This is a genomic window from Bacillus sp. AP8, from assembly GCF_000321185.1.
Classification (GTDB): Bacteria; Bacillota; Bacilli; order Bacillales; family DSM-1321; genus Bacillus_AD; species Bacillus_AD massilioanorexius.
This window is the reverse complement of sequence record NZ_CAPG01000034.1, coordinates 39,149-64,005: the sequence shown is the minus strand read 5'-3', so window position 1 is coordinate 64,005 and position 24,857 is coordinate 39,149. Positions and strand designations below refer to the sequence as shown.

Sequence of the window (24,857 nt, the reverse complement as noted above, 5' to 3'; positions counted from 1 at the left end):
TTATAGGAGGCAAATAAAATGAATGCAATGAGGAAATTAATAAATGATTATAACAATACGGAAATACCAGAAGAATTAAATATACTAGTGAAACAAACTTTAAGCAAGAAAAAGAAAGGGAAGGCAAGAAATATATGGATAGCTGTGGCAGCAGCGGTCATTCTTTTCATTACAACTGTAAATACGAGTTCGACTGTTGCTTATGCTTTCGAAGATGTTCCGGTATTAGGGAAAATAGTAAAATTAATCACGTTTAGAGAATATAAAGTAGATGATGGAACGTATAATGCCAATATTAAAGTGCCGGCAATTGAGAATTTAGATAATAAGGAATTAGAAGCAAGTCTAAATGAAAAGTATTTAGCAGAAAATGAAAAGCTTTATGAACAATTTACAGCGGATATGGAAGAGTTAAAGAAAAACGGCGGAGGACATTTAGGTGTTGAAAGTGGCTATGAAATAAAGACTGACAACAAACAAATTCTTTCTATCGCAAGATATAATGTTAATATAGTCGGATCATCGTCAACAACTATGAAATTTGATACAATTGATAAAAAGAATGAAGTGTTGATAACTTTACCTAGCTTATTTAAAAATAATGATTATATCTCAATTATAAGTGAAAATATTAAAGAACAAATGAGAGCTCAAATGAAAAAAAATTCTCAAAAAGTATATTGGGTAACAGGAACTGGTGACGAGCTTTTTACTGAGCCTTTCGAAAAGATTTCTAAAGATCAAAACTTCTATATTAATAAACAAGGGAAGCTTGTCATTTCTTTTGATAAATATGAAGTTGCACCTGGTTATATGGGAGTCGTAGAATTTGTAATCCCAACAAAAGTGATTCAAAAGCAATTAGTTAGCAATGAATACATCAAATAACCAATTAAAAAGATGTTATGGACAATAAGATGTTACTGGATACTTTGTTGCTTGTTAACAAGTAGGTAATATAGGTAGAGTGAAAGTCCGCTTATGCTAGTTTTATCTCTGAAAAATAATCTGTTAGAAAAAACCTATAAAAAAGTTATTGAATAGCAGCAATAGCTTCCAGACTGTAGGGAAACCAGAAGAATTTCTAGTTTCCCTACAGTCTTTTTTCTTTGCTGCCCATTTTAATCAGTAGCTTTTATTAATTTGAAGATATTTTCGTATACAATTCTTTTTTTCTTCAATTAATTCTTGTAGAAACTGTATGTATTCCTCATTATGATCAGAATGTAATTCATCAATAAGGATATTTAATTGTTGAAGGTGATCGCGAAGGTTAAACTCCTCTACACTTGAGCCTCCAGCTTGGACCTTTCTTAAAATGATTTCAACTAATTTTTCATTGCTCGCTTCTATAGACTTTGTCCCTTGCCTGATGTAGATAGCACCATATTTTAATTCCCCTTGATTAATGACAGATGTATATGGGACATACTTTGGATCATATTCTATAATAAGGACTTGAAATGTTTTTCCTTTAAGCAAATCGTGAGTTCTCTGTGAAAATGTAAAATCCTCTGTTCGATATTTAATGTATTTTGGAAGCAAATGTTCCAGTTTATTATCTACATCTGCTTTGTCAAGAATATCCTCAGGTTTCAGTCCGTCTAGTACAGGTGTACCGTCATCTTGCTGGCTAACTCCTACTATTATGCATCCTCCACCAGAGTTAGAAATGGCTAAAACATGTTTGGCAAGTTTGGTCATATCAATCCACTTAGACTTAAAATCTAGGAAATCTGTTTCTCCAGTATTTTGAAGCAAAATGTTTTTTAAATGATCAATAGTGGGATCAAGCATAAATTGTCTTAAGGTTGCTGGGACAACATTGGCATATTTCATGATAAAACCCTTTCCTGTTAAATAGATTACTATGTATTAATTTCTTTTTATCATAAAGTTCTATGATATTTAAAGTGATAAATGTAAAAAAATCCTTCTTTAAAACAAAATCAATTGTACAGAGTGAAACAGTTTATGATACTATTTCTTAAAGAAGTTTGGATTCGATGAGGTGTGAAAAATGAAAACAACGGAAGTATATATCATTGGTGGTTTTTTAGGTAGTGGAAAAACGACACTGTTACAACATATTATGAAAGCAGAGAAAAAAGAGAACCGAAAAATAGCGGTACTATTAAATGAATTAGGTAGTATATCAATTGATTCGGCAATCATTGAAGGGGAAGGAGTACCATTTAAAGAGCTTTTTGATGGTTGTATTTGCTGTACCATTTCAGAAAAATTAGAAGCTCAGCTAACTGAACTATTGCATGAAAATGAACTAGATGCGATATACATAGAAACAACAGGTGCAGCACATCCAGTTGAGGTGGTAGATAGTGTGATGTCACCTTTATTAGCTAAGCAATTAGAATATCGAGGGATTATTACAGTTGTCGACATTTCAAGATGGAAGGACCGTAATCAACTATCACCACAAATTCGTCAATTAATGGTTGAACAAATCGTTCATGCGGATACAATTCTACTGAATAAAGCAGATAAAGTTTCTGAAAGTGAATGTGCAACCATACTTTTCGATATACAATCGTTAAATAATGAAGCACTTTGTTTGTTTACGAACCAAAGTAAAGTTTCGTTGAGTGATTTTCAAAAAAGAAATACTCGTCAAATTGATAAAAATGAAACATCTAAACATAGTATCAGTCATTTACAATTAGAAACGATTTTATATACATTTAATAAGTCTATTCAATATGACTCGTTTGAAAAATGGCTAAAATCTTTACCGGATACTGTTTACCGTATTAAAGGATATATTGGCTTTACACATTCTCAATATCCATTTTTATTCCAATATTCCTATGGAACACCAGTTATGGTTCAAGAGTTAATTAAAATGCCGTTGAATATTGTCATAATCGGACAACATTTGAACAAAGACGAAATCATTGAAAATCTACGTAATTTAGAAATAGAAACAGAGCTTTCATAAAGATTTTTCTATTCTAAAAAGTACTCTAGTAAGAAATAACGAAGGGAGTCTACAAAATGAAGCAACATTTTGTAGACTCCCTTTTTGACGATGTTTGGCAGTGTGACTTTATCAGTGAGAAGGTGGATATAGAAGGTAGAAAAAGAGAGCGATTGGATTTATGTAAGGCATCTGTTATGACTTGACATTATGTAATATCTCCATAAGCAACAAATGTTTTTTCTGCTTCAATTAAACCGCAAGCAGCACATTGGACTCTTAGTTCGGGACCATTATATGCCAGATGAAAAGGTTCGAGTTGATCATGATTATATTCCTGAATGACTTCACCAGATTGAGGATCCTTTTTTACAGCATGGACAATTTGTTCAATAAGGTTAAAGCGAGTTTTATTTGTTTTACAATTTGGACAACAATATTTACTTGGCATATTTTTTCTCCTTTTTCAATGAAATTATTTTATATTTTTTGTGTCTACTTAATAAATTATGTATTTCTATTATTGGATTCTTTTTTACATATTGAAAGATTGCTGTATATTGATAATATAAGCCTGATTGGATGAATTTGTAAGTGTGTAAATATGCGGAAATATTAGATAAGTTTGATGGGGATGACATCGCTTACAGAGAAAAAAATAATAAAAAAGACATTTTCTTATAGTTTTTTTTATAAGTAATTCATACATATTTCACATTCTATGTGTAAACTAATGTAAGTATAAGGGGATTGTAGGGAATAAAATGAAAAAACTAGGGGTAGTTTTGACTTTGTTATTTTTGTTTGTATTGAGTGCTTGTAATGATGAAGTATTTCCATCCATTCCAGCGAATGATCCTTTCATTGCGACTGTTAATTTAAAAGAGTCGAGTATTACATTTGTAGATGGGCATTCGTATAATGAAATTGCAACATGGGATGTTCACCAACCATTAACTGGTGCAGTATTAATACCTGAGTTGGATGAAATTGTGATTTATGGGAAAGAAATGTCCGAAGCTATCGTCTATTCATTAGAAAAGGGCGAAGAGATAGCAAAATGGGAAACTGGAAAAGGAATTGTACATATTTCGCGGGTAAATGATAAGGATGAATTCGTTTTAGTTGATCAAAACCAGGATAGCATTCGTATATTTACATATGATGGCAAAGAAGTCGCGAATAAAAAAGTGGGTAATAATCCTATTTTTACTTATGAAGAACAGCAAAATAAAAAGCTTTATGTGGTTAATTTTAACGATGAAAAAATTACTGTATTGGATTCTAAAACGTTAGAGACTATACAAGAAATCAAAATATCTCCCTTCTCCACAGGAATTTTACTGAGAGAAGAAGAAAAGCAGATATGGGTTGGTGGCCATGGTAAGGGTGAAAAAGTGGAAGAAAATATCCACATTTATTCAACGCAAAATGGAGAATTAATCCGAACTTTAAAGGCTCCTTCAATGCCAATACAGTTTTTACAATACGGAAAGGATATATTCGTCGTATCTCATGGAACGAATATGTTATACAAGTGGGATCATAATTTAGAGGAACGAGGATCTCTTAAAGTAGGAGTAAATCCATTTGAAATTAAGAGATTTAAGAATAAATTAGTTGTTGCTTCTTATGATAGTGATGATATTTCTATCATTCATCCACAAAAATTTATTATTGAAAAGACTATAAAAGTTGGAAAGGGTCCTTTTCAAATATTGATAAGGGAGTAGGTATGTATGAGTGACTATCACGTATTAGTTGTTGATGATGAAGAAGATATGAGAAATTTAATTGAAATGTACCTGCTAAACTCGGGTTTTCAATGTATTAAAGCGAGTAATAAAAGAGAAACTTTATTGGCTTTAGAAACAGAACCAGTCGATATTGTATTATTAGATCTTATGATGCCTGAACATGATGGCTATAATGTTTGTGAGTCAATCAGAGAGTTTTCGGATGTGCCTATTATATTTGTGAGTGCTAAAGGAGAAGAATGGGACAAAGTAAAAGCTTTGAAAATGGGTGGAGATGACTATGTTGTAAAGCCGTTTAGCCCGGGAGAACTGATGGCACGAATTGAGGTTCTATTACGCAGAGTAGGTAAAAGACATGAATCTTCTAAAGATGAAGAAGTCGTATTTGGTGAAATTACAATCAACAATAAATCACGTAAAGTAATGGTCGGAGATAGAATTATTACATTAACGTTGAAGGAATATGAATTATTAACCTTTTTAATTAACCATGCCAATCAAGTATTAAGTAGAGAGCAATTATTAGAAAGAATATGGGGAAATGATTATGGCGGGTCTTTAAGAACGGTAGATACTCATATTAAAACATTGAGAATGAAACTAAAAGCAGCGGACTATATCCAAACTGTATGGGGTATAGGCTACAAGTTTGAATATGATAATGAAGCGTAAATCCATTAAGCTTCAACAAAAACTGTGGTATCTAGTTTTTATTGTGATTTTAGTAAGCCTAATATTCTCATACTTTTTATCAAAGCATTTCTATGAAACCGTATTTGAAAAAAGTGCGAAGGATGATTTGTATAAGGTTACCACAGAACTAGCGAAAGACTATCATGGTGGGCCTTTAACACAGGAATTTATCGATCAAGTGAAATGGTATAATGACAAAGCAACTATGGAATTAATAGCCGTAACTAATCCTAAAGAGCTTAGTGCTTGTAATCCTTTTGATGTGCAATATACAACATTAGTGAATAAGCAAGAAAGAGAACAACTCTTGCAAGGTAAAAATATCTATAAAAGAGAGTACTCACCTCGATTTAATAAGGATATTGTTGCTGTAATAACACCACTCTTAGATGGGAAGTCTTTAGAGGGAGTACTGTATGGCTATATACCATTATCACAAATTACGGAAGTCGGTAATACTTTTATTCTTTCGTGGATTTTCATGGCGATATTATTTACAATATTAATGTTCTATATAGTGACCAAAATAATTGAGAAATTTGTAAACCCATTAAAAGCAATAGAACAAGCTACCAAAAATGTATCCAAAGGTGATTTTTCTACTGTTATCAAAACGGATAGAAATGATGAAATCGGTAATCTAGCGGTTGCGTTTAATAAAATGTCGCAAGCCATTCAGGAAGAGGACGAGAGAAAAAGAAGTTTTTTAGCGGATATTTCTCATGAATTAAGGACGCCATTAAGTTATGTGAAGGGATACACACAGTTGTTAATTGATGGCTTTGTGAAGGATAAAGAGGTGCAAGATAATTATTTGAAATTAATTGCACGAGAAACCAATCGTCTACAAGCCTTAGTTCAAGATTTATTGGATCTGACTAAGCTAGAATCCAATGCTTTTAAAATCCAATGTGGTCCAATAGCATTTGCGCAATTTATAGAAGATTTCATGGATAAATATTCATCTGTTTTAAAAGAAAAAGACTTACATTTAGAATTAGACCTTTGTCCAGATGTTATTATAAATGGTGACGAACATAGGATAGAGCAAGTCATTCAAAACATTATGGAAAATGCTATTCGCTATTCTAACGAAGGTGACACAATTACAATTTCATTAGTTATGGAAGATCAATCTTGTGTTTTATCTATTGAAGATAATGGAATCGGTATTAGTGAGAAAGATTTAACCAGAATAACAGAGAGATTTTATCGAGTGAATAAAGCAAGATCAAGATTTGATGGAGGAACAGGACTAGGATTGTCTATTGTTGAAAAACTAATGGATTTACATAATGGGTCAATGGTAATAGAAAGTAAACTTGGATTTGGAACAAAAGTTAGTTTACATTTTCCAATTTTAATGGAAGATGAACAAATATAATCTAAAAAATAATGAAAGTTTTAAATTGTAGTGATAGATAGGAGTTGTTGGAATATATGACAGATTTTAAAGTGCTTGTTGTAGATGATGAAGAGGATATGAGGCATCTCGTTGAAATGTACTTATTGAATTCTGGATTCCAATGTATGGAGGCACAGAATGGTTCTGATGCTTTAAAAATTATAGAAAAAGAAGAAATTGATGTAGTTCTTCTAGATATAATGATGCCAGAAATTGACGGCTTTGAAGTATGTGAGTTAATTCGAAAAAATTCGGATGTCCCAATCATATTTGTTAGTGCTAAAGGAGAAGAATGGGATAAAGTTAAAGGTCTGAAATTAGGTGGAGATGATTATATCGTAAAACCATTCAGCCCTGGAGAGTTAATGGCGCGAATTGAAGCTTTGCTTCGAAGAGTTGGCAAAAAAACAGATGTGGTTAATGAAGATGTCATTGTTTTTGGTGATATTAAGATTAATAAGCTATCTAGAACTGTTACTGTATGTAACCAACCAGTTATGCTAACTCTAAAAGAATATGAATTAATTAACTTCTTAATTATTCATGCTAATCAAGTATTGAGTAGAGAACAGCTATTGGAAAGAATTTGGGGTAATGATTATAGTGGTTCACTCCGTACAGTAGATACACATGTAAAAACATTAAGAATGAAGTTAAAAAATACAGATTATATTCAAACTGTTTGGGGAGTCGGATACAAGTTTGAAAAACCAGTAGAAATGTGTATTTAATGATAAATAACAAATCACAATAAATAGGGATGAACATTTTGTAATGTTCATCCTGTTTTTTTCGAGAAAATATTTCCTAGAAAAAGTAGTGTAGAGAATTTTTTAATTATGTGCATTTACTGATTTTATACTGTTTTGAGTGTATTAGTCTAATATCTATTGACTATTTTTTAACTATCTAGTTACTATATTAATATAACTTTGTATTTTTGATAAATTTATTTGAGGTTTGTAGAAATATTAGAAGTTTTTAATAAAAGTGGGGGATTTTCTCTTTGAAAGAGGAAATCATTATTCTACTAATATATTAATAGAAATTTAAAAGAAATAGAGTGTATAGGTAAAAAGTTCATGAAATTGAGGTTTAATGATGAAAAATAAGTATAAACAGTTAAAATTTAATCAAAAAATGTGGTTAATTATTATTTGTACAGCACTATTAGGTATGATTTTTTCAAATTTTTTAATGAATTTATCTGGTGGGAAGGCAGTAGTAGGCTTTGTCACAAGTGCTATTCAGTCTATAACAGAAAAAGTAGCAGAAGATTATCAAGGTGGCTCCATTGATGAACAATTAAAGGAAAAAGTAAAGCTGTTAGATGATACATTGGAATGGAATATTTCATTATTTGGCGACATCGACATCGATGAATACGAAAAAAACGCATCTGGAAGCATTTCATTGACTGATGAGGAAGAAAGTAAGTTCTTGGCGGGTAATTCCGTTGTAAAAAAAGTATATATCGAAGAGACAAAAAGTGACTCTTTAACGATTCTTCTTCCGTTACTTGATCAAGAGGTATTAAAAGGAGTGATTATATCAGATATTCCAATGACTTCCTTTTCGGAGGTTGGTCATGAAAAATCCATTATATGGATGACTGCTGTCTTTTTCTTTATTGTTTTGATGATCATTATAGGCGTTAGACAAATTAATAAATTCATAAAACCTATTAAAACTATTGAATCTGCTGCTTACAGTGTTTCTAAGGGAAATTATTCTGTTTTGCTTGATGAAGATGGAGCAGATGAAATGAGTAATCTGGCAAAAGCATTTAATAAAATGGCAAAAGCAATTGAAGAAGAGGATAAAAGGAAACAAGAATTTCTTGCAGATGTTTCACATGAATTACGGACACCACTCACTTATGTGAAAGGTTATACGCATGTTTTGTTAGATGATATGGTTCAAAAGCCAGAAGAAAAGCGTAAGTATTTAAAGCTAATTGATCGAGAAACAAGTCGTTTACAAACGATTCTTCAAGATTTATTAGACTTAAGTAAACTAGAGTCAAAAACGTATAAAGTAAATTTACAACCGATTGTTTTTGCACAGTGTATTGAAGATGTTATGCATAAATATGAATCAATAATAGCAGATAAAAATTTAAAGTTAAAAATGAATTTGGATCCTGAGATTATTATTAATGGTGATGAAGATCGACTAGAACAAATCATTCGAAATATTGTTGAAAATTCTATTCGCTATTCAAAAAAGGATAGTTCAATCGTTGTAGAGCTTGAAACTAATAAAGATAATTGTATTTTGTCAATTGCAGATAATGGAATTGGAATGTCTAAAGAGGATTTACAAAAAATTACTGAACGTTTTTATCGTGTGGATAAAGCAAGATCAAGAGCGAGTGGTGGAACAGGACTTGGTTTATCAATTGTTGAAAAATTAATGGATTTACACAAGGGTAAAATGATCATTGAAAGTAAATTAAATATTGGTACAAAAGTAAGCTTGATTTTTCCACTACTTACAGATGATGATATAGATGATACTTCAGAATGCCATTGATTATAAAAGAAAATGTATTTACTTATCTTGAGATGGATTTTGGTGGAAAAGTCATTGTGAATAACACAGTATATTTGGAGATAGATGTATGAAACTTATGAATAAAATTCGAAATAGATCAATGACTGTTAAACAAAAGATTTTAGGTATTGTTGTTATTCTAATTTTTCTTTGTATTGGTTTTTCGTTTTTATTATCGTACGTTATGTATAACCAATTATATGTAGGGGGAACGAAAAAAAATTTAACGACAATAGTGGAAAATCTTTTAGATGAATATAATGGAGAAGCGATAACAGCTGAATTTATCGAGAAAGTAGATTATATCAATACAAAAATATTCGGAGTAACAGGTGTAGTAGATATTGAAAAATTCTCTAATCATAAACCGAATGAATTAATACTAGAATGGTTTACAGAGGATAGAATAAAAAAATTATATAATGGTGAGTTTCTCTTTTATGATGATCGCAACAGACCAGAGTTGGAGGATAAGCTAACCGTGGTTATTTATCCGTTGCTTTCAAAGGGAGAATTGATTGGATTCATCTATGCGTATACTCCGTATAATTACCTTGTCGAGCCTATATTTCTAATAGCAACTCTTTGGATTCTCATTGCAATCTTTTTTGGATGTATCATTGTCTATCCATGTATTAAAATTGTTGACAAAGTAGTGAATCCAATAAAAGAAATGGAGCTAGCAGCAAATCGCGTATCAAAAGGGGATTACTCTACTCTTATTGAAAATTATTCGAATGATGAAATTGGCAAATGTGCGGAAGCCTTTAATAAAATGTCGCTTGCTATTCGAGAAGAGGATGAGAGGAAAAGAGATTTCTTAGCGGACGTTTCTCATGAGCTGAGGACCCCTTTAAGCTATGTAAAGGGTTACTCTCATGCATTGCTTGATGAAACAGTTGACACGACTAATCAGAAAAAATACTTGAAATTAATCGTAAGAGAGTCAAATAGGATGCAGTCTCTTATTCAAGATTTGATGGATTTAATTAAAATGGAGAAAAAGATTTATAGCATAGACTTAAATCCTATCGTGTTATCTCAGATAGTAGAAGAGTCTATGGAGAAATTTCAAACTAAATTACGAGAAAAAAACCTTACCCTAGTTATGAAACTAGATCCAGAGATCATTATTAATGGTGATGATTGCCGAATCGAACAAATTGTACAAAATATTGTAGAAAACGCGATACGTTATTCAAAAGTAAATGGTAAAATTATGATATTCTTAGAAGAAAAGGAAAATGACGTATATTTATCAATTGTTGATAATGGGATTGGAATTAGTGAAGATGATATAAAGAAAGTAACTGAAAGATTTTATCGCGTTAATAAAGCTCGATCAAGATTTAATGGAGGAACTGGTCTAGGATTATCAATTGTCGAAAAGTTGATGATTTTACATCATGGGAAAATGGAAATTTCAAGTAAACTGAATATGTGGACGAAAGTTAACTTGATTTTTCCAAAAATGGAAATTGAAGAAGATGAGTTTTTAACAGGATAAAAGTATAGAACAAAGGGGAAAAGGGATGAAAAAATGTTGGATCGTGTTAATATTAGGGGTATTGATGTTAGCAGCGTGTGGAAAAGACTCTGATTCTACCACATCAGCGAGTAATTCTGGAGATGAGCTACCATTTTTAGATGTAAAATTATCTATTAATCCAGAAACAGCTCAAAAAGGAGATCCGATTGAATTTAGTGCAGAGGTATCCTATGGTAATAAGAAAGTCACTGATGCTGATGAAGTTAAATTTGAAATTTGGAAATCCAAAAGTCAAAACCATGAAAAAATTGCTGTAAAACATAGTAGTAATGGCATTTATAAGTTAGAGAAAAGTTTTAATGAAGAAGGTACATATTATATTTATGCCCATGTAACAGCTGAAGGTATGCATAATATGCCTAAAAAAGAATTTGTAGTAGGTCAACCTAGTGAGCCAGAAACAAAAGATGATATGGAAAATATGGATAGCATGAACGAAGATAAGGATCATTCTTCAAGTAATCATTAGGGCTGAAGGGGCCACAGTAAAATGAATTTATTATTTTACTGTGGCCCCTATGCTTTATGTTATCTACAATTTTTATAATCTTGTTTTGTACTCATGTTAATTTTTTTGGTGTGTCACTTTATTTTATTCTTTGAGTTGAGATAAGTAACAGAGAGAAAATCACATAACATGTAAGAGGGTGTCCATCAAATTTTTTCTTTGGGCACCCTCTTTTTATTGTAACGATCCTATAGATGAGTGTGGCTGAATATCTATATTTTTTAGCAAAAGGATTTTGAAACATAGCTAAATTATTGTTCTTATTACTCATTTGAAGGCATACGATAGCTATTGATAGGAGCAGATAGGTGAGGTGAAAATATGAAAAAGCGTCCAAGTGAACATACACCTCAAAGTACAATGAATCAGGATATCATTCATCAAGAAGTGATTTATGGAGATGAAATTCCAAACCAATGGTCTTTAAAACTTAAAAAGGTGGACGCTAACGTCATAGCACGTACTGATCTTGCAGAGAAAAAAGAATCGAAAATCGTAGATATTAAAAGAAATTTGATTCTTAAGAAAGATGGAAAAGCATCGATTACATTTGATGTATCAACCTTTGATAGATATTCAATTAGCGTCATCAATGATAGTGAGTATTCCATTTCATTTTGTTTTGAACTTAGTCCAGATAACATCCATTTTATGAAGAAATCAGTTTATAAAGAAATTGAAGCATGGCAAATTGAGGCGGTCTCATCAACTGATTACTTTAAGTATGCAAGAATCAAAGTATTTGGAAAAAATATTTCTTCTATCATTGTTTATTTACAAGGAGTGAAGCAATTCTAGAAGATTACATGGCTATTAAATTGGTAATATGTTTGTAATAATAGTCATATAACATGCGTAGTGAAAAAAGTGTCAAGGATAGATTACTGATAGGATTATGGAAATCAATTTACAAATATGGATAGGAAACCTAAATAACACTTAATTGGAAAATAATTGGAAAACTCTAATTGTAGAGGGTTTCAATTATTTTTTTCTTGTGTAAAGGAAAATATTTCTTTATTTCATTTACAAAAAATCCCGATGTAAGATTATGGAACGATTATTACAAAAATCGCATGTTACGATGTGAAGGCAGAAAAGAAAATCACATATATTACAGGAGGATGTTTCGAATGAATAAAAAGATGATATTTTCTATTGCAGCGGCAGCAGCGATTACATTTACAGGGGTAGGTGCTATTAATACAAATGCAGCTTCTCTAGATCAAAACGTAAAGGTTTACCATTATAACCAATATAAAAAGGTTCAATGTTTAGATAAAACAAGTTTAAAAGGTTTATATACATTTGCTAATAGTTTAATAAATATACGTTGTAATCAAGGGAATGTAGTTATTAAACCATGTCCGGATAATAATCAAACAACTCCAGAAGTAGAAAAACCAAACACTGATAACAATAAACCAGAAGCAGATCAACCAGTTGTTGATAACAATAAACCAGAAGCAGATCAACCAGTTGTTGATAACAATAAACCAGAAGCAGATCAACCAGTTGTTGATAACAATAAACCAGAAGCAGATCAACCGGTTGTTGATGATAATAAACCAGAAGTAGATCAACCAGTTGTTGATAATAACAATTCAGAAGTAGATCAACCTACTCAAGATGAAGAAAAGCCTTCTGTTTCAGGAGAAGTAAGTGCATTTGAACAAAAAGTTGTTGAACTAACGAATGCGGAACGTGCAAAGCAAGGATTACCAGCACTAAAATTAGATACTGAATTAAGCAAAGTTGCACGTATTAAATCTCAAGATATGAAAGATAGAAACTATTTTGATCACAATAGTCCAACTTATGGTTCTCCATTTGATATGATGACGAAATTTGGTATTTCTTATAAATCAGCTGGAGAAAATATTGCTCAAGGTCAAAGATCACCTGAAGAAGTAGTACAAGCTTGGATGAATAGCCAAGGGCATAGAGAAAACATTATGAATGCTAGTTATACACACATTGGAGTTGGACATGTAAGTGAAAATAACTATTGGACACAAATGTTTATCGGAAAATAAGTTATTAAACTAAAAGATAATGATAAAAAACGGCTGGGAAAAGGTATGTATCAATTGCCTTTTTCTCGGCCGTTTTTATATTTGGTTTCATGAAATGTAATTAATAATAAAGTTTATATATGAATAGTATTCTTATTTATAGCTCAGTAATGTTAATTTCAGAGTATTGTAGATCATTTGCTTTAGGAAGTTTAATTTCCAGTATTCCTTCTTTAAATTGTGCTGAGCCACCTTTCTTTTTAATAATTGCAGGTAATGTTATAGTATGTCGATCGTTATCTTTCGGAAAACCCTCAATAATAGATGTATTCGAAGTATGGTAGATTTTTAGTTTTTTTAATTGTTCAGGTTCATCGATTGGAAACCGGATGTAAATATCACTATGGGTTTCATATACGGTTGCATGAATCGCTGAGAGTTCATTATTATTTTGAGCTTCATTGGAAAATTGATCAAAAATGGAATGAAAGGCGGACTCGTTACTTGTACCATTGTCATCATTGTTTGCACTTTGTTGCCAATTAGAAAACATATTAGCCATATACTTCTCCATATCCTTAGATTGAGATGATGAAGAAAAATTTTTCATGTATTTTTGAAAAGGGAAAAGTATATTCCAAGGGTTCATTTGTAATAAGCCTCCTTGAAGAGGAAACATCTTAGTGTCTGTTATTATGCACCGCTTCTTGATATCTTATGCAAACAAATGCCTATGTGTTAAAGCTATAAAATCTAGTATTTTAATTTTTCATATTTTTATAAAATTTCTTGTATAATAAATATAATACTAAAAAAAGAGGGGAAAGATGTGAGGGGAAAAGTAGCTCTTATAACTGGTGGTGCAACAGGAATTGGCAAGAGAACGGCATTGGAGTTAGCTAAGAAGGGTTTTCACATTATTATTACATATGTACATAGCAAACAACTTGCAATAGAATTAGTTCAGCAATTACAAAATGATTATGGTATAAAAGCGGCATGCTATTATAGTGATGCCTCAAAAGAAAAAGATTGTAAAGCATTAATTCATAGTATACAACAAGAATTTGAAGGTATTGATGTTTTCGTTCATAATGCAGGACCATATATTCATGAGCGGAAATTGATGTCAGAATACTCTATTCAAGAATGGCAATATATGATCAATGGAAATTTAAACAGTTTTTTTTATTTAGCTCAATATATCCTTCCTTATATGAGAAAACAAAAGTGGGGAAGAATGATTACATTTGGGTTTGATCGTAGTGATACAGCTCCAGGCTGGATTTACCGTTCAGCTTTTGCAGCAGCAAAAAGTGGTTTAACATCCTTAACGAAGACTTTGGCTTTAGAAGAAGCGGGTAATGGAATTACGGTAAATATGATTTGCCCTGGTGATATTATTCCTACATGGAAAGAAAAAAGTATAGAAGAAGCAAAAGTAGTTCAAGATGAAAGCGTACCTGTCGGTAGACCGGGTACAGGAGAAGATATAGCAAGAATGGTTCTTTTTTTATCGAGTGATGAATCTAGCTTTATTACTGGAAGTATAATTCCAGTTACCGGTGGTAAGGATGTGTTAGGAAAAATAGGGCAGTTTAAAAGGTGAATGTTTATCACTTAAACTGCCTTTTGTGTTTTTGCTTCTTAGGCTAGGTTGATTGAGTGGATGTTAAAAACTACTCTCGAATTGTTATATTACAGATTATAAGTTATAGATAAACTAGAAAAGATTATTGTTAGTGATTCCACCTATTCCGTTGTTATGGTGAATGGTATAGGCTGAACTTGTTTATTAGACTTTTGGATTGTCAATTTAAGAACACCATCTTCATATTTTGCCTTTATTTGATTAAGCTGAAATGAAAAGGGGACGATAATGGTTCGTTTAAATGGTCCAAGCTGCCTTTCTTGCTGTATAACTTTTATATTATGCTCCTTTTGTGGGTTAGGTATAATTCCTTCAATTGTTAGTTGCTGACCTTGAATTGAAACGTTAATTTGTTCCTTTCGTTTGATTCCAGGTAATTGAACAAAAATATATCCATTTTCATGGTCCTCCATTACATCAATAGGAGGAGCTTTTTGAGGGAGCATTTTAAGAAAGTCATTCCAAAAATGATCGCCCAGTACTTTTTCATGATCTGACGTATTATTTTCAAATTGATTCTGTTCTTGTGCCATAGCCCACCCTCCAAATAGAAAATGCTATTAGGAATAAACCGTATAAGTATAATCACTTTTTTCTTATAAACTATATGAAGAGTAGGTTGTATATTATGAGTAGTTACGATGATACTTTCGTGACGAATTTCTTCTTCTGAATGTAGATGAGACGAATAGCTAAGCTGATTGCACCGATGGCAAGACCAACAATCAGCCCTATCCAATAACCGTAAGCACCCATATTTGTAAAATGAGCAAACAGATATCCAGTTGGAAGTCCAATAATCCAAAAAGAGGTAAAGGACATAATAAATGCGATGTTAACATCCTTGTAGCCTCTTAATGCTCCTTGTATTGGTGCCATAATAGCATCTGATAATTGGAAGAATAAAGCGAATATTAAAAAATGAGCTGCTAAATTTATGACATCAGCTTCATTAGAGTATAGAGCCGCAATATTTGTTCTAAAGAAGAATAAAACAATACCAAATAATAATGCCATACCTATGGCAAAAACGGTACCGATTATACTGTATTGTCGAGCGTGAATGTATCTTTTCGCGCCTACTTCAAAACCAACAACGATTGTCATAGCCATCGAAATACTTAAAGGAACCATGTATAAGAACGAAGCGAAATTCATAGCTGTTTGATGAGCGGCAATTGTTATCGTATCAAATGAACTCATTAGTAGTGTTACAGCTGAAAAAATACTTGTTTCAAAGAAGATGGACAAACCGATTGGTATGCCAATTTTTAAAACATTTTTACATTCTTTCATGCTAATAGGAACAATCTTCCTAAATAATTGATATTGCTTAAACGGATGGATTTTCACTACGACTACAATTGCAATGAATAAAATCAACCAATAGGTGATGGATGTTGCTACTCCTGCTCCAACACCACCTAGCTCTGGGAATCCCAATTTACCAAAAATAAATAGATAGTTTAATAAGACATTAATAGGTAATGAGATTAATGTAATGATCATAGATACTCGAGTTTGTCCAAGAGCATCAATAAAAGAACGCAACACATTATAAAAAAATAACGGTATGATTCCCCATGATAAAGCCACTAAAAAATCGTGTGCTACTTCACGTACATGTGCATCTAAAGACATGGAATCTAATATAGGATTTAACGTGAAGTATCCGATAAATAGTACACATACAGCTAAAATGATTGCTAAATAAGATCCCTGTGTAACAGAATAGGGTACCCTTTTGGTATTTTTTGCTCCTACTAATTGTGAAACAATTGGGGTAATAGCAATTAAGATACCAGATAGACCTGTATTAACCGGTACCCATATAGAACTTCCGATGGCAACTCCAGCTAGGTCTTTTGATGAATAATTACCTGACATAATTGTGTCAAAAAATGTCATAGAGAACATGCCTAATTGTGTAATTAAGACAGGTAGCATGATCTTTAAGAACAATGCGATTTTTTCATTTGTTGTATTTGCTAGTTTCATATTGAATCCCTCTATTTCTACTTCAAAACATTATAATTTATGTGGATAAATTCATATCATGAGATTATATCATAGAATGCAAAAGAAGTATTGCACTCATCGTCTATTTAATTGAGAAATTAGTCATATTTTCTCTACTAGTTCATATGTTAATAGAAATAGAATATAGGAGGATGCATATATGGCATATAAACATTCAAAAGGTTGGTATGTTTCTCAATTAAGAGAACTAGGAATTACGAAACATCCAATAGAATTAAAAAAACTGAAACTGTATAAAACGTATATTGTTCGTCATTTATATTTTTCAACTGTTGAAGAAAAGTTGAAATGATAACGAAACTAATTCATAATTCTTTCGTATAATAAGTACGAAAGGAGTGTTTGCAATGGTATCAAAAGATGAAAGATTAATGGCTGCTCTTATTTATATTGTTAGTTTTTTCACTGCGTTTATTGGGCCTTTATTAATATGGTTACTACAAAAGGATAAAAGTTCATTTGTTGATTATCATGGTCGAGAGTATTTTAACTTTTTTATTTCATATGCCGTTTATGGGTTTATTGCAGGATTGTTAATGTTTGTATTAGTAGGATTTATCCTTGCGCCAATCGTCGGATTGGCTGCATTCGTCTTTACAATTATCGGTGCAATTAAAGCATACGATGGCGTAGAATATCGTTTTCCTTTTATTTTTAGAATTTTATAAAGTAAAGACGAGAATTTTAATATGAAAGTAAACTGACTTATTTAAAACACAACGATGAAAATGCTTTGTAGTGTTTTAATATAAGTCAGTTTTTTTGTTTCAATGGAAATACAATGTGTATTTACGTTTTTATCGATATCAATAGTATTCATTAACGGGAGTCTAATAATAAGGTGAGTGTATGAATATAAAGCATTACTATAAAAAGACGGCAAATGTCTATTTGAATATTTCACTATTTTCCTTGCTTATTAGTGGAGGAGTGTTCTTTTTTGCGCTTTTCTTTCTTACTAAAAGAGAAATATGGGTTTCGACTACACCGTTTATGCTATTAAGCTGTTTGTATTTTGCCAATTATGTTGTTTATACAAGAAGATTCGAGAGTTTACCTGATGAATTAGATACTAGCAAATCTAATTTGTTAGAAGAAGAAAACATACTAATGACATTCATGCCAGCACCGACATTAAGGGTTTTGTTATTTACACCAAAGGGGAAATTAGTTGGTGAAATATGTGATTATCATAGTGAATGGTATCATTGGCTAATCCCAAATAGTTTATCTGCTATACTACCTCATACATATGTATTAAAAGATCAAAACCAACGCACATTAGCTACTTATAAACTAAGCTCGTTTATGCAAAACAGCATGTCTATTTTTAATGAGTCGGAAGAGCTTATTGCTCACTATAAAGAGAATTGGAAAAAGTCGTTTTTTCGTTTTAATGGAGAAGTTATCAATGCAGATGGTTGTGTTCGAATGAATATTAATATAAGTGGCTTCTTGCAGTCTTTCACTATATCATCAATTGATAATCGAAATTTGGTTTCTTTTCAAAAGGGCTGGATGAATTTAGAATGGGGGGAAAAGTTTAAAGAATTAAATACGCCAATCCTTTCTTTTACAAGCGTATCAACGAATGAAGACAAATTATGTATCTATGGAATATGTGCTCGTTTACTCAATCATAGAAAAAATTGAACAAAATAAGACAAATTACAACAACTAATGATTCAGATTTGTTATAATTATTTGGAAAAAATAAGGTTGGTGAATAAAAATGAAAGCACTAGATGAAATCCTAGCTTATAATGAAGAATTTGTAGGAAAAAAGGAATATGAAGTTTTTCAGACGGATAAATTTCCTGATAAACGAATGGTAGTCATAAGCTGTATGGATACAAGGCTCGTGGAATTACTTCCAAAAGCTATGAATCTTAAAAATGGTGATGTTAAAATCGTCAAAACAGCAGGTGCGATCGTTTCTCACCCGTTTGGTAGTGTTATGCGTAGTATTTTGGTGGCTATTTATGAATTAAATGCTGATGAAGTATTTATTATTGGTCATCATGATTGTGGCATGTCTGCTGTTTCTGTAGATCGCTTTAAAGAAAAAATGGAGCTACGAGACGTTAAGCCAGAAACACTATCAATTATTGAAAACTCTGGATTACATATTCAAGATTGGTTAGAAGGTTTTGATGATGTAAATGAAAGTGTTAAGAGCAGTGTAGGTGTTGTTCGCAATCATCCTTTAATGCCTGCTGATGTACCTGTACACGGACTAGTTATTCATCCGACAACAGGAAAATTAGATGTTATTGTGAATGGTTACGAAGATCATAAATAATATGAGTTATCAATCCGTGTAGGGTGTATATTCCTACACGGATTTTTACTATTTTACACTTTTAGATAGATGTGTGTAGCTTGAAAAAACATCGTCATGTTGTTCATATGGTTAGACAATGAAAGATAAGAAAAATATTTTTCATTTTCAAGAGAGTGTAAATCAGTTATTATTTCAAAAAAGTACGTGACGAATATGTAAATTCATCATATTATGTCTGTGTAACTCTTTTTATTGTTTGTTATTATTAATGTTAAATGTACAAAAAGATTTGAAATGAACATACATAAAAAAACGGAGGATTATTATGGAGCTGAAATTTATTAAATGCCATGGTTCAGGGAATGACTTTTTAATATTAGATGAGTATTCAAATCCTATTCCATTAACGGATGATGAAAGAGCAAAACTTACCGTAACTTTGTGTAATAGAGAACAAGGTGTTGGAGCAGATGGGATTCTATTCTTTCAGAAAAGCGAAATAGCAGATGGCAAAATGAGAGTTTTTAATGCAGATGGTTCAGAAGCATCAATGTGCGGGAATGGTTTACGCTGTATTGCTCGATATGCAAGTGAACTTTTAAATAAAAAACAATTGCAAATTGAAACAATGAAAGCAGTATTAGCAGTTGAAAAAACGGAAGAAATCTATACAAATATTCCAACTTATAAAGTTGAAATTTCTCCTGTTTCTTTCCAAGTGTCAGATTTACCAATGAACATAGATGAAGACACTTTTATGAACCAACATGTACTCCTATTATCAGCTAATCTTACTTTTACAGCTGTTGCGGTGCCTAATCCACATTTAATTTCAATTGTAGATCAACACATTATGCAAAGTAATGTGCAAGAAGAAATTTCGACTTATGTTAATAGCGAAAATCCAATTTTCCCTGACGGTGTTAATGTAAGCTTTGTTAACCTTATTCAAGAGGGCAGTATTTTTGTTAGAACTTTTGAACGAGGTGTAGGCTTCACGAATGCCTGTGGAACAGCGATGAGCGCTTCTACGTTAGTTACATGCATCCAAAACAAAAATGCATTTAATCAAGAAATAACGGTTTATAATCCAGGTGGAAAGGTTAAATGTATAGCACATAATAATAATGATCATTACTCTATTGACCTAATTGGTAATGCTACCTTTGAATATGAGATAGTCCTTGAGATTACGAATGAAGCTTCATTTCAAATAATCAGCAAAGTAGATTTCCCAACTGAAGTTGCGGCATATAAGCAAATGCAAGAAGATGTCCATGCGTTTCTAGCGGAACATCTACACTAAGAGAAATATTTTTTCATTATTCTATTTGAAACAACAAGATGTTAAAAAGGATGTCACTCAAAGGTGCAAATTTTGGGAGACATCCTATTTTTTGTCTACATTCTGTTAGACAACTACAAACTGTATGTTATACATGGTGTATAGCTAAAAATAAAGAGAGATAGCATGATGAAAAAATGTTAAGGAGAACTTAGTATGAATAAATATCTTCAAGAGAATACAAGGGAGAAAAATGCTCGCTATATTATAGCGATGGCAAGTTTATTAGTCCTATTTTCGGTGGTATTTGCATTTATGGTCTATCGACTTCACATAAATGAGTTAAAAAACTTTGATTATTCGATTATTAAATTTATTCAAAGTCGAATTTCTGAACAATTAACATCAGTGATGAAAATAATCACGTTTTTCGGTGGTCAACTAGGCTTGGTTTTAGCGGTCTCAATTAGCAGTATTATTTTGTTTTTTTTCAAGAAGAGATATGCTGTATATATCATATTATCATCCATAGCGGGTTTAGTTTTGAATCTTTTACTTAAAGGATTCTTTGAAAGAGAAAGACCTGTATTTTATCGTTTGATAGAAGAAAATGGTTATAGCTTTCCTAGCGGACATAGTATGAGTGCGATGATTTTTTATATATCATTAGCAGTTATTTTGGCTAAAATTTCTAAAAGTAAAATGGTAGATATTATTATTGGAATTCTGTTTGCTATTTTAATTATTTTGATTGGTATAAGCCGAATCTATTTAGGAGTACATTATCCTAGTGATGTTTTAGCGGGATTTGCTGCTGGTGGATTTGTTGTTTGTATTTGTAGTATTGCACTCAATTATTATGAATTTCGTCGAAGAATAAGTTGAAATATATGGTTACTATTACTCTTATCTATCTATTTTTAACATGCTATAATGATTGCTTAGTTTTTCTTGGTTTTGTTTCAAATACAGTGAGTGAAAAGAGTAAGACTACTACGATAAGCATGTGTTTCTTAACAGTTTGAATGTATTTGAACAGAGCTTAGTTCCAAAAGTGTTAGGAATAGGAGATATTAGTAATCATGGAAGAAGTATTAGTATATAAGATTAAAGAAAGTATTGAAGCTCCAATCGAGAAGGTTTTTTCATTTCTATCAGATGATGACAAAATTAAAGTGTGGAGTCAGATTTTTGTTGAGAATATATATGAATCCGAACAAGATAAACTGGAATGTAAACCAGGAACGAAATATAAAACAGTTTCGAAGTTCAATAAAAAAATAATTACGACTGAAGCTGTTTTGCTTGAGTATGATTTTCCTTATAGTACAGCTGTTCAAGGCAATACAGATCAAGGGGTAATGACAACTAGGTACCTATTAGAGGCATATGAAAAGGATAATCAAATAGTAACACGGTTAATGCTAGAAACATATATTGTCCCTAAAAACTGGTATTATAAACTAATGGTGAAGTTGTTGGGATGGACATCAAAAATAATGATGGAAGAAGAGTTGGAAAAGTTAAAAACAATTGCTGAGGAAAAAGAATAGAAACTAAGAAAAGAGCTATGGATACGGCTCTTTTCTTAGTTTAGTAATAACTTATTTCATCATATGTAAGATTGTACAAAATCATTCAAACATTCTTAGTTTGATACGGCTTTTTCTTCATCTAGAAAGCTTGTACAAGCAGGACAACGTGTTGCTTCAATAGCTATTTCTGACAAACAAGCTGGGCATTTTTTTGTAGTAGGAGCTGGTTGTTCTTTCTTTTTCGTGAATTTATTTATCTGTCTAATAACGATAAAGATACAAAAAGAAATAATTAAAAAGTTAATGACATTGTTTAAGAATAATCCATAGTTAATGGTAGCCGCTCCAGCTGATTTTGCAGCAGCGAGAGAAGGATAATCTTTACCAGATAGATTAATATATAAGTCTGTAAAGTCAACTTTTCCGATTAATAAGCCGATAGGAGGCATTAATACATCCTCTACGAAAGAAGTGATGATCTTTCCAAATGCCGTTCCGACAACAACCCCAACTGCTAAATCTAACACATTACCACGATCAATAAATTTTTTGAATTCTTGCCACATCGAGTAGTCTCCTCTTTTCCTTGAATTTTTCGCTTTCTCCAATATACCAAATATTAGGTAGGTATACTAACTAATTTGCATTTTAGTACAGGACAGTTTGCTAAAAGATTGTGGATTTTCAATAAGTTTGGTGAATAAAAGTAGTGGATAAAAAAGGTCAATTGAAGCGTAAGGTACGAGACTGTTGTATGAAGATTGACCGCCCTGTGGAAATCAAGCATCCGAGAGAGTAGCATAGCCTATTTTTCCTCCATCTTAATAGGCAACAAAGTTAGCGAAAATAGTGTATTACATAAATTATTGTTAAAATATATTGACAAATCTGAAAATACTCCTTATGATAAAAAAACAAAATATTAACAATTAACTACATATCATACTCTTATCTAGAGAGGTGGAGGGACTGGTCCTGTGAAGCCTCGGCAACCATCATATAATGAACGGTGCCAATGCCAGTAGAAATATATTCTAGTCGATGAGAGAGAAGTCAATATAAGTATATAAGGGCGCTCTTTCATAGTGGAAGAGCGCTTTTTGTTTATATTGAAAATGATTTTTATATCAAAGGCATGGTTAGACGTTACTTTTGATATGAAGTAAGGAATTTTGATGCAGCAAATGCGAGAAATGAGTATATCTACTTGGCACTAACCTTAGGATTGCAAATGATTTAGAACTTATATTAAAAAAGAACGAAAATATGCCAAATGATAAAATCAATGCAGTTAAATTGTAGATGCATTACCTGAAAATAGAGTCATCCACCAAGAACATACACCATCAAGAAGTTGATTGAAAATCATTGGTGAGATTATAAATCTCTTTAATGATCATTACATATTAAAAAAATGAATTGTTGATAAAATGGAGGATGAAATATGAATTTTATTACTAAGCTAGTTCAATCAGGAGTAAAAAGAGATCCATCGACAGGAGCCATTAGTACACCCATCTATCAATGTACTACTTTTGAACATCCTGAGCTGGGTAAAAGCACAGGATATGATTATGCTAGAACAGCTAATCCTACAAGAAGAGCACTCGAAGAAGCAATTGCCATTTTAGAAGAAGGTGACGCAGGGTTTGCTTTTTCATCTGGAATGTCGGCGATTTCAACGATTTTATTCCTATTTAAAGCTGGAGATCATATCGTCATCTCAGATGATTTATACGGAGGAACATACCGTGTTTTAGAAGAAATTTTTAAGAACTTTGGAATATCAGCTACATACGCAGATACTTCCTGTACGGAAAGTATAATTGAAGCAATAAAGCCAAACACTGCTGCATTATTTATAGAAACACCTTCTAACCCATTAATGAAGGTGACAGATTTACAAGCAGTTTGTCAAATAGCAAAAGAGCGCCACTTATTAACAATCGTAGATAACACATTTTTATCACCATATTTACAAAAGCCAATCCAGTTTGGTGCTGACATTGTTATTCATAGTGCATCGAAGTATATAGGTGGACATAATGATGTAATCGCTGGTTTAGTAGTAACCGCAACTCCTGAACTTAGTGAAAAAATGTTAAAGTTGCAAAATGGAGCAGGTGCTATTCTTGGACCTCAAGATTCTTGGCTTCTACTAAGAGGTATAAAAACATTGGCAATTCGTATGGAACAACAGCAAAAAAATGCATATCAAATTGCTAGCTGGCTCGAAGAACAAGACCTGATCACAAAAGTGTACTATCCAGGACTTCAATCTCATCCTCAGAAAGCGATTAATGAAAAGCAAAGTAATGGACATGGAGCAATGCTTTCATTCGAAGTGGAAGATATTTCGGTAGTAGCAGCCATTTTGAAAAATTTGAAAATCATTAGTTATGCAGAAAGCTTAGGTGGAGTGGAATCATTAATTACGTATCCATATACGCAAACACATGCTGATATCCCGAAAGAAATGAGAGATAAAATGGGTGTGAATGATCGCTTACTACGACTTTCTGTAGGTATTGAACATGTAGATGATTTACTTTTAGATTTAAAACAAGCTCTACAGCAAAGTCGAAAAAATAGTTTAGTTTAATGGATGACTATTTTTCAACGTAGAAACTACCAGAAAAATGAT

At 31.9% G+C, this 24,857-nt stretch carries 27 protein-coding genes and 1 riboswitch; of the genes, 21 read left to right on the top strand and 6 right to left on the bottom strand.

Annotated elements, in window-relative coordinates:
- Positions 1 to 18 precede the first annotated feature (18 nt).
- A complete protein-coding gene (locus tag BN349_RS08375) occupies positions 19 to 888 on the top strand; it encodes a DUF3298 and DUF4163 domain-containing protein (protein WP_019241840.1) in 870 nt (289 codons plus the stop codon).
- A gap of 237 nt (positions 889 to 1,125) precedes the next feature.
- Here the strand turns inward: BN349_RS08375 and BN349_RS08370 are convergent, their stop codons facing one another.
- The gene (locus BN349_RS08370; protein WP_019241839.1) at positions 1,126 to 1,839 is read right to left on the bottom strand and encodes an AlbA family DNA-binding domain-containing protein; all 714 of its coding nucleotides are present in this window, start codon (positions 1,837 to 1,839) and stop codon (positions 1,126 to 1,128) included.
- Positions 1,840 to 2,020: 181 nt separating this feature from the next.
- Here BN349_RS08370 and BN349_RS08365 point away from each other — a divergent pair, with 181 nt between their 5' ends.
- Together BN349_RS08365 and BN349_RS26640 are read left to right on the top strand one after the other, a co-directional pair.
- Positions 2,021 to 2,956 carry a CobW family GTP-binding protein gene (locus tag BN349_RS08365; protein WP_019241838.1) on the top strand — a complete coding sequence of 312 codons (936 nt, stop codon included), beginning with the start codon at positions 2,021 to 2,023 and terminating at the stop codon, positions 2,954 to 2,956.
- 56 nt (positions 2,957 to 3,012) lie between these two features.
- Positions 3,013 to 3,141, top strand: a complete 129-nt coding sequence (locus BN349_RS26640; protein WP_019241837.1) for a hypothetical protein — start codon at positions 3,013 to 3,015, stop codon at positions 3,139 to 3,141.
- 2 nt (positions 3,142 to 3,143) lie between these two features.
- On the opposite strand, the gene BN349_RS08355 is transcribed toward BN349_RS26640, so the two are convergent.
- Positions 3,144 to 3,386 (bottom strand): hypothetical protein, encoded by a 243-nt coding sequence (locus BN349_RS08355; protein ID WP_019241836.1) that lies wholly within the window; start codon positions 3,384 to 3,386, stop codon positions 3,144 to 3,146.
- 313 nt (positions 3,387 to 3,699) lie between these two features.
- Here BN349_RS08355 and BN349_RS08350 point away from each other — a divergent pair, with 313 nt between their 5' ends.
- The 9 genes from BN349_RS08350 (at position 3,700) to BN349_RS08305 (ending at position 13,439) form a co-directional block, all read left to right on the top strand.
- The gene (locus BN349_RS08350; RefSeq protein ID WP_019241835.1) at positions 3,700 to 4,668 is read left to right on the top strand and encodes a YncE family protein; all 969 of its coding nucleotides are present in this window, start codon (positions 3,700 to 3,702) and stop codon (positions 4,666 to 4,668) included.
- A gap of 6 nt (positions 4,669 to 4,674) precedes the next feature.
- A complete protein-coding gene (locus BN349_RS08345; RefSeq protein WP_019241834.1) occupies positions 4,675 to 5,364 on the top strand; it encodes a response regulator transcription factor in 690 nt (229 codons plus the stop codon).
- Positions 5,348 to 6,769: a sensor histidine kinase gene (locus BN349_RS08340; protein ID WP_148335232.1), complete on the top strand. Its 1,422-nt coding sequence runs from the start codon at positions 5,348 to 5,350 to the stop codon at positions 6,767 to 6,769. The genes BN349_RS08345 and BN349_RS08340 overlap by 17 nt, the downstream gene beginning before the upstream one ends.
- 56 nt (positions 6,770 to 6,825) lie before the next feature.
- Complete coding sequence (locus BN349_RS08335) at positions 6,826 to 7,521, top strand: response regulator transcription factor (RefSeq protein WP_019241832.1); 696 nt, start codon at positions 6,826 to 6,828, stop codon at positions 7,519 to 7,521.
- A 367-nt stretch (positions 7,522 to 7,888) separates the two neighbouring features.
- Entirely contained in the window at positions 7,889 to 9,325 is a 1,437-nt protein-coding gene (locus BN349_RS08330; protein WP_081591205.1) for a sensor histidine kinase, read from the top strand.
- An 88-nt stretch (positions 9,326 to 9,413) separates the two neighbouring features.
- Positions 9,414 to 10,853: a HAMP domain-containing sensor histidine kinase gene (locus BN349_RS08320; RefSeq protein WP_019241829.1), complete on the top strand. Its 1,440-nt coding sequence runs from the start codon at positions 9,414 to 9,416 to the stop codon at positions 10,851 to 10,853.
- A 25-nt stretch (positions 10,854 to 10,878) separates the two neighbouring features.
- Positions 10,879 to 11,364 carry a FixH family protein gene (locus BN349_RS08315; protein WP_019241828.1) on the top strand — a complete coding sequence of 162 codons (486 nt, stop codon included), beginning with the start codon at positions 10,879 to 10,881 and terminating at the stop codon, positions 11,362 to 11,364.
- A 360-nt stretch (positions 11,365 to 11,724) separates the two neighbouring features.
- Positions 11,725 to 12,201, top strand: a complete 477-nt coding sequence (locus tag BN349_RS08310) for a DUF6385 domain-containing protein (protein WP_019241827.1) — start codon at positions 11,725 to 11,727, stop codon at positions 12,199 to 12,201.
- A 335-nt stretch (positions 12,202 to 12,536) separates the two neighbouring features.
- Positions 12,537 to 13,439 carry a CAP domain-containing protein gene (locus BN349_RS08305; protein WP_019241826.1) on the top strand — a complete coding sequence of 301 codons (903 nt, stop codon included), beginning with the start codon at positions 12,537 to 12,539 and terminating at the stop codon, positions 13,437 to 13,439.
- Positions 13,440 to 13,575: 136 nt separating this feature from the next.
- Here the strand turns inward: BN349_RS08305 and BN349_RS08300 are convergent, their stop codons facing one another.
- Positions 13,576 to 14,067 (bottom strand): Hsp20/alpha crystallin family protein, encoded by a 492-nt coding sequence (locus BN349_RS08300; protein WP_019241825.1) that lies wholly within the window; start codon positions 14,065 to 14,067, stop codon positions 13,576 to 13,578.
- A gap of 180 nt (positions 14,068 to 14,247) precedes the next feature.
- On the opposite strand from BN349_RS08300, the gene BN349_RS08295 reads away from it, so the two are divergent.
- Positions 14,248 to 15,027 carry an SDR family oxidoreductase gene (locus BN349_RS08295; protein WP_019241824.1) on the top strand — a complete coding sequence of 260 codons (780 nt, stop codon included), beginning with the start codon at positions 14,248 to 14,250 and terminating at the stop codon, positions 15,025 to 15,027.
- Between the two features lie 143 nt (positions 15,028 to 15,170).
- On the opposite strand, the gene BN349_RS08290 is transcribed toward BN349_RS08295, so the two are convergent.
- Positions 15,171 to 15,602 (bottom strand): Hsp20/alpha crystallin family protein, encoded by a 432-nt coding sequence (locus tag BN349_RS08290; RefSeq protein WP_019241823.1) that lies wholly within the window; start codon positions 15,600 to 15,602, stop codon positions 15,171 to 15,173.
- 103 nt (positions 15,603 to 15,705) lie between these two features.
- Positions 15,706 to 17,067 carry an MATE family efflux transporter gene (locus BN349_RS08285; protein ID WP_019241822.1) on the bottom strand — a complete coding sequence of 454 codons (1,362 nt, stop codon included), beginning with the start codon at positions 17,065 to 17,067 and terminating at the stop codon, positions 15,706 to 15,708.
- 181 nt (positions 17,068 to 17,248) lie between these two features.
- Here BN349_RS08285 and BN349_RS25315 point away from each other — a divergent pair, with 181 nt between their 5' ends.
- The 7 genes from BN349_RS25315 (at position 17,249) to BN349_RS08250 (ending at position 22,231) form a co-directional block, all read left to right on the top strand.
- Positions 17,249 to 17,401: a DUF2639 domain-containing protein gene (locus BN349_RS25315; RefSeq protein WP_019241821.1), complete on the top strand. Its 153-nt coding sequence runs from the start codon at positions 17,249 to 17,251 to the stop codon at positions 17,399 to 17,401.
- Between the two features lie 55 nt (positions 17,402 to 17,456).
- A complete protein-coding gene (locus BN349_RS08275; protein ID WP_019241820.1) occupies positions 17,457 to 17,777 on the top strand; it encodes a DUF4870 domain-containing protein in 321 nt (106 codons plus the stop codon).
- A 181-nt stretch (positions 17,778 to 17,958) separates the two neighbouring features.
- Complete coding sequence (locus tag BN349_RS08270; RefSeq protein WP_019241819.1) at positions 17,959 to 18,762, top strand: hypothetical protein; 804 nt, start codon at positions 17,959 to 17,961, stop codon at positions 18,760 to 18,762.
- 79 nt (positions 18,763 to 18,841) lie between these two features.
- Positions 18,842 to 19,411 carry a beta-class carbonic anhydrase gene (locus BN349_RS08265; protein ID WP_019241818.1) on the top strand — a complete coding sequence of 190 codons (570 nt, stop codon included), beginning with the start codon at positions 18,842 to 18,844 and terminating at the stop codon, positions 19,409 to 19,411.
- A gap of 307 nt (positions 19,412 to 19,718) precedes the next feature.
- Complete coding sequence (gene dapF, locus BN349_RS08260) at positions 19,719 to 20,699, top strand: diaminopimelate epimerase (RefSeq protein ID WP_019241817.1); 981 nt, start codon at positions 19,719 to 19,721, stop codon at positions 20,697 to 20,699.
- A 195-nt stretch (positions 20,700 to 20,894) separates the two neighbouring features.
- Complete coding sequence (locus BN349_RS08255; RefSeq protein WP_019241816.1) at positions 20,895 to 21,563, top strand: phosphatase PAP2 family protein; 669 nt, start codon at positions 20,895 to 20,897, stop codon at positions 21,561 to 21,563.
- A 197-nt stretch (positions 21,564 to 21,760) separates the two neighbouring features.
- The gene (locus BN349_RS08250; protein WP_019241815.1) at positions 21,761 to 22,231 is read left to right on the top strand and encodes an SRPBCC family protein; all 471 of its coding nucleotides are present in this window, start codon (positions 21,761 to 21,763) and stop codon (positions 22,229 to 22,231) included.
- A 95-nt stretch (positions 22,232 to 22,326) separates the two neighbouring features.
- On the opposite strand, the gene mscL is transcribed toward BN349_RS08250, so the two are convergent.
- Positions 22,327 to 22,779, bottom strand: a complete 453-nt coding sequence (gene mscL / locus BN349_RS08245) for a large-conductance mechanosensitive channel protein MscL (RefSeq protein ID WP_019241814.1) — start codon at positions 22,777 to 22,779, stop codon at positions 22,327 to 22,329.
- Between the two features lie 379 nt (positions 22,780 to 23,158).
- Positions 23,159 to 23,261: riboswitch (SAM riboswitch) on the top strand.
- A gap of 396 nt (positions 23,262 to 23,657) precedes the next feature.
- On the opposite strand from mscL, the gene BN349_RS08240 reads away from it, so the two are divergent.
- Positions 23,658 to 24,815 (top strand): trans-sulfuration enzyme family protein, encoded by a 1,158-nt coding sequence (locus BN349_RS08240; RefSeq protein ID WP_019241813.1) that lies wholly within the window; start codon positions 23,658 to 23,660, stop codon positions 24,813 to 24,815.
- The last annotated feature ends 42 nt before the right edge of the window (positions 24,816 to 24,857 follow it).